Annotated in this window: 8 protein-coding genes; 4 read left to right on the plus strand and 4 right to left on the minus strand. The window is 57.8% G+C overall.

From position 1 onward, the window contains the following. Positions 1-486 precede the first annotated feature (486 nt). On the minus strand, positions 487-750 hold the full coding sequence (locus tag J5N58_RS25840) for a helix-turn-helix domain-containing protein (protein ID WP_244714351.1): 264 nt from the start codon (positions 748-750) through the stop codon (positions 487-489). Positions 751-903: 153 nt separating this feature from the next. On the opposite strand from J5N58_RS25840, the gene J5N58_RS25845 reads away from it, so the two are divergent. From J5N58_RS25845 to J5N58_RS25860, 4 genes are all read left to right on the plus strand, one after another. Further along, on the plus strand, positions 904-1,410 hold the full coding sequence (locus tag J5N58_RS25845) for a DUF805 domain-containing protein (protein WP_244714353.1): 507 nt from the start codon (positions 904-906) through the stop codon (positions 1,408-1,410). Between the two features lie 133 nt (positions 1,411-1,543). Next, complete coding sequence (locus J5N58_RS25850) at positions 1,544-1,999, plus strand: superinfection immunity protein (protein ID WP_244714355.1); 456 nt, start codon at positions 1,544-1,546, stop codon at positions 1,997-1,999. Positions 2,000-2,007: 8 nt separating this feature from the next. Beyond that, on the plus strand, positions 2,008-2,985 hold the full coding sequence (locus J5N58_RS25855) for a hypothetical protein (protein WP_244714357.1): 978 nt from the start codon (positions 2,008-2,010) through the stop codon (positions 2,983-2,985). 100 nt (positions 2,986-3,085) lie between these two features. After that, complete coding sequence (locus J5N58_RS25860) at positions 3,086-3,460, plus strand: SH3 domain-containing protein (RefSeq protein ID WP_244714359.1); 375 nt, start codon at positions 3,086-3,088, stop codon at positions 3,458-3,460. Between the two features lie 93 nt (positions 3,461-3,553). Here the strand turns inward: J5N58_RS25860 and J5N58_RS25865 are convergent, their stop codons facing one another. From J5N58_RS25865 to J5N58_RS25875, 3 genes are all read right to left on the minus strand, one after another. Further along, positions 3,554-4,063, minus strand: coding sequence for a hypothetical protein (locus tag J5N58_RS25865; protein WP_244714361.1), 510 nt, complete (start codon positions 4,061-4,063; stop codon positions 3,554-3,556). Positions 4,064-4,077: 14 nt separating this feature from the next. Continuing rightward, positions 4,078-4,449, minus strand: coding sequence for a DUF3768 domain-containing protein (locus tag J5N58_RS25870; RefSeq protein WP_244714363.1), 372 nt, complete (start codon positions 4,447-4,449; stop codon positions 4,078-4,080). Positions 4,450-4,601: 152 nt separating this feature from the next. Continuing rightward, a partial coding sequence (locus J5N58_RS25875; protein WP_244714366.1) for a tyrosine-type recombinase/integrase occupies positions 4,602-5,160 on the minus strand: 559 nt, incomplete at its 5' end.

The following is a 5,160-nucleotide window of genomic DNA, read 5'->3' on the forward strand; positions in this document are numbered from 1 at the left end:
CTTCTGCTGATTTGGGAATCCACTTTGTCAACAGGTCCTAGGGGACGAGCAAGCAGTTCAGTATTCTGGACGGATTCTTCAACGGTTATCGAGCGCTGACCACAGACCGGGAGGCCTGCCGGCGGTGCTTTGAGTTTGTTGCGATCAGCGCCGTTACGGATGCACTTAGCCGGAAATCTTGGGAAAAAGTACATCAATTTTCGCGGCCCAATATTCCTCCATGTCAAAGGAAGTTAGCCAGGGAAAATCATCCGCAAACCGAATCAAGTGGTGGCTACTTGGGTAACACAAGGCTTGGCTTGTGGCGTGCATAACTTATTGCGTGGCCTTGCAACTTTTATGCGGTGGTTGTGGAGTTTCTTGGCTCATGGAAGGTTCGGTAATCACGTTCCCGAATTCCACTGAGAGCGACTGCCAGACTATCCAGAATGCCGATGGTCGGATCGATATTACTTCTATACTCTTATTCTCATTTGCTCAATGCGCCTACCGTAGGTTCTTCCTGCCAGGTTTAAGCGCTTCTGGAAGACCCGCACCGGGTTCTGGCTCGATAAACAACCTTGCTATCGGAACATCCAAGGCCTGTGCGAGGGCCTCCAGCACGGTGATGGTCACGTTTTCCTGCCCCCGCTCTATGCGCCCAGCGTAAGCGCGATCGATCTTTGCTTCGAGCGCCAACCGCTCCTGGGAAAGACCACGTTCCACTCGGAGTTTTCGTAGGTTCCAACCGACGATTCGCTTTGCTTCCATTGAAGGGAGCAAGCCTTTTCGCGGCCCGTTAATCGACGGACTGTTGATCCCATATTAATACTCCGATGTTATCATTCCAAAACAATGGGCAGTGAGGCAGTCAGTTCCACTGGCTTTGGCCGCCTCGGAATTTTCAAAGGGAGTAATTTCGCGATGTCCGCATATTTAACCGCAATGCGCCGCTACTTTGACTTTGCCGGCCGCTCCACGCGATCGGAGTTCTGGCTGTTCACGCTGGCTTTGATGATCCTGATGGTGATCGCGATTGCCGTTGATAGCGCGATCGAGAGCCCCGGGGTTCTGGCCGGGTTGGTCTATGTAGCACATGTCATCCCGTCCCTCAGCGTCACCGCGCGCCGGCTGCATGATATCGACCGGAGCGGATGGTGGGTGTTGATTGGGTTCGTGCCGCTGGTCGGATCCATCATACTGCTGGTGTTCGCCTGCACCGGAGGAACAGACGCTCCGAACAGATTTGGCGTACGTTGGGGATCGCCAATGTCCGCAACTCCGGCTCCGGTTCCCGTGGCTGTGGGTTCCGCCGCCACGGCGTCCCTAGACCGTTTGGAGAAGTTGGCGGCGTTGCATTCCTCCGGCGCAATCGATGATGCCGAATTCCAGCGCCTCAAGAGTGATCTGCTCGCCAAAGCTTCGGCCTGAGGTCGTGGCAATGTGGAGATCCAGATCGAGCCAGTCCACGGTCTTGCCGGCACTTGCCCTTTCAACCATGGCCGCTACCCAGCCTGCCTCGGCGCAAACGTTGGATGGGGATGATTACACCCGAGCGACCGGGATGTTGATCGCTTTCGGTGTGTTGGTAATCATCTATCTCATTCCAACATTCGTTGCATTTCGCAGGGGGCATCCTAACCGTTGGGTGATCGCCTTGCTCAACGTCTTCGTCGGTGGCACCGGGCTTGGTTGGTTCGGGTCACTGATTTGGGCATGCAGTGCTGTCCATAAGAGCGAAACCGGTAGCGATGGTGGCGAGAGCGGACTGAACCTATTCGTCAACGACCCACAAATCGTTCGGCTCGATCATGGCGGCCCGGAACCCGATGCGTATGGCGATCCCGCCGAGCAGCTTGTTCGGCTGAAGCGGCTGCATGATCAGGGAGCGATTTCCTCAGACGAACTCAACGAGCTTCGCAAACCCTGGTTAAGCAGGCTCTCTGATCCCCAGGACGTGGGAATTCAGCAGGCCAGTCTTCGGTCGAGCCAACGACATGCCGGATATGGAGCTCGATGATGATACGCTTGAGCATAGCCCTTTTTTCTTTCTTGCTCTGTCCTCTGACTGTTTGCGCCGGCGATCCCATCAGCGTGGATATGGAAGGGCGCAAGGATTTTCTGAAGGGGCAGTTTTCCGAGACGTACTTCGTCAACCTTCAATCGCCCGAGGATGAACGGAAGGCGATGGACAAGTCCATCATCCATGTCGTCGCCGTCGCAGTTGCCGCCAATGCCCCATGCGGCCTCGATGTCGATGTTGTCGATCTGGAAGCCAAGGCTCGGCAAATGGGCTTGGCTGGGCCGCTTGCCCGGGATTTCTTCTCCGAGATCAAGGACAGCGTTGCCAAGGATATTGCCGAGCAATTGGCAGATGACGAAGGCGGCGTCTGCGACGGTATCTACTACACGGTCGAGAAGGCCCTGCCGCTCGTTCGTGGTCGGCGCCCCGGAGGTGCTGAACAGGTGGTATCACAGACAGAACCGGCAGCAGAAAGGTCCGATCTTGTCGTAGCGCCTTCCCCAGGCGAACGCCCGGATATTGCGCAGGTGCCGGTTCTCTATGACGAGCGGATGGTGCGTGCTCCGATCCGCTACAGTCCGGAACAGCCCGATGTTGCCGGCATAGTCGATTACGAACGAATGATCTTGGATCCGCAATTCGATGGCCAGGATTTTCCCGACTTTGTCTGCCCGCCATCGGAGCAGCGTGGGTGCGAACTCCTATATGAAGCAGACATCCAGCAGCTCAAGGACAGTGTGGTCGGCCTGTATGAGCCAACTGAGGAGCTCTGCCGTCAGGTGCGTATCAAAGTGGCCATGAATAGCAGGGCGGGAGTGGCTGCCAGTTTGAATACGATTATCTTTATTCTTCCGCTGGCAAGCGCCGGTCCTGGTGGGATCGCTGAGAACTCGACGACACCATTGGCGTTCAACCCGATGATCTACCACCTTGTTCGCATGGCGATGGCCAGCCAGGTCTGCCTTGGGATTCGCCAGCTCTGACGAGCTGCTGCCGACCGGAAGTCAGATTACGTTCACGGAATGAGGCTACGGGCGCAATAGTCCAACCAGTGGATGGTCAGCTAGAGGGGACCACGGAAACATGAAGACGCAGCTTGCGATATGTGTTCTCGCCGTGGTGGAATTTCTCACCGGCTTCGACCGAAGCCACGCCACGCAGACATGGTGCGCGGAGGTGCGGCGTGATCTACCAGACGGGTTTCTCAATCTACGTAGCGGGCCATCCACGAGCGATCCGGTACTGGCTCGTCTTCTCGGCGGTGAATACGTAGAGATCGATACCGCGAATTGCGCGGAAAGGTTCTCTCCAAACTGGATTGCAATGGGAACGATCTGCGTTGAGGCAGGTTCGTCATGGGCGTTTGTCGAGAATGCTCCACGTCTTGGAGGGCGAGAGCGCGGGGGATGGATCAACACCCGGTATATCGAGGCTGTAGAGTGTCGCGACCTTGAGTAACCGGCAGTTCATCATTTGAAGAGCGATGGCCAGCCAGGTCTGCCTCGGGGTTCGTCAGCTCTGACGAGCCGCTATTCGCTTAGGCCTGCTTCTCTACAGCCTGTGAAGGACAAGGAAGGGTTTGCATGCTTCGGCATCCACTGTTCTCATGCCCATGCTGTCGAACAGATTGACACGCTTGCCTTCCACGTCAGCCAGCACCGACCAGTGCGAAAGCCATGGCGTATTGATATCGAGAATGACGGCGCAACTGGTCAGTTCGGCGGCCTCTTTGAGCCAGCCACGTCGGGCGTTACCGTCGCCGTGTTTCGTGAAGGGGTGGGTCAGTAGTTTTCGGGCGGATGTGGTGCTGAATGCATGCCCCTTACGATCGATGAACCTGACGGCCTGTTTCACCAGATAGCGCATCTCCTCATGGCTCAGGCCGTCACAGATAAAGCTGGCATCCCCCCGCCATTCGGTCGCGCGCTCAATCAGGTGCGTGAACAGCTTCTTCTTCGGGAAATAGGCAATCGGGTCGGCTCGCGCGGCATGCGCGAAGCCGTTGATGAGGGCATAGATGCCACAAAGGGCGTCAAGCTCGCCTTGACGGTGCGGTCGCATGGAAGCCGGCGTATTCAGTATTCCTCGGCCAGCATCAGGGTGAGGACACGGCAGGTGACATCCGGGTCCGATGGGTCGGGCGAATGATGGGAAAGTGTCAGGTCATAGTAGTCGATCTTGAACAGGATGCTGACGTCTTCCACCTCGATGATCGCACAATCGTGCTCGCCATGGGGATCGTTGTCGTCGTCGAAGGCGTCGAAGCCACGGACCGCGGCGATCACCTTGTTCCGCAATTCATCCTCCAGGGCCGCAATGCCGGCAGTCATCACGATCCTACCGCCGCCACCATGCATACGAAGCCAGTCGTTCAATAGTTTGATCCGTTCGGTCGGGGTAAGGTCGCGGCGTCGAGCCTGAGCCGTCTTGGTGGGGTATTCGACCATGATGATGTTTCCATTCCTTGCCGCTCCGATCTCCTGGCCGGTTGCTTCGTTCGAGGCTGGAGAAGGGAGCCGATGACGTACGGTCATCAAGGCCCTTCACCCAAGGCGGCGACCGCACGGAACCGGTCGGGCGGGACAAGGTGGGAAACACGCTACATCATGCGAATGATCCTCCGCTGTATCTCCGCGTCGCCGTCGATATAGGCCTGCGTTGTTTCGATGGAGCGATGGCCCGCCAACTGCTGCACGTCGCGCAGCGAGCCGCCGGCCTTGGCGATCAGGCGGGCGGCCTTGGTGATGAAGGTGCGCCGGCCTGAATGTGACGAACAGCCCGTGAGCCCTGCTTGCCGATAGGCGGCGGTGAACCAATTGACGACGGCCTTCGGGGTCATGGGGGCGTAGCAGTCACCCAGCCACCGCTCACTGGCGATGACCGGTCCGGCCTTGGGGGCGCCCTGGCTGCGGTGAATGCCCCTCAGGGCGCGTTTAAGTTCAGCATGCAGGGGTATGCGCCGACCGCGCCCGTATTTGGTCACCCGGCCCGGTAATTCGATCAGGTTGGCGATGCTGCCGCCGCCATCGGTGACCATCGACCAGTCGAGGTGGGCGATCTCTGACGCTCGCAGTCCGGCGCGAATGCTGAGCAGCACGATGACCTTGTTACGATGGGGATTGAACCGCCCCGACTTTGCCGGAGACCCCAACTCGTGA

The organism is Paenirhizobium cremeum (assembly GCF_022884085.1).
GTDB classification, from domain to species: domain Bacteria; phylum Pseudomonadota; class Alphaproteobacteria; order Rhizobiales; family Rhizobiaceae; genus Allorhizobium; species Allorhizobium cremeum.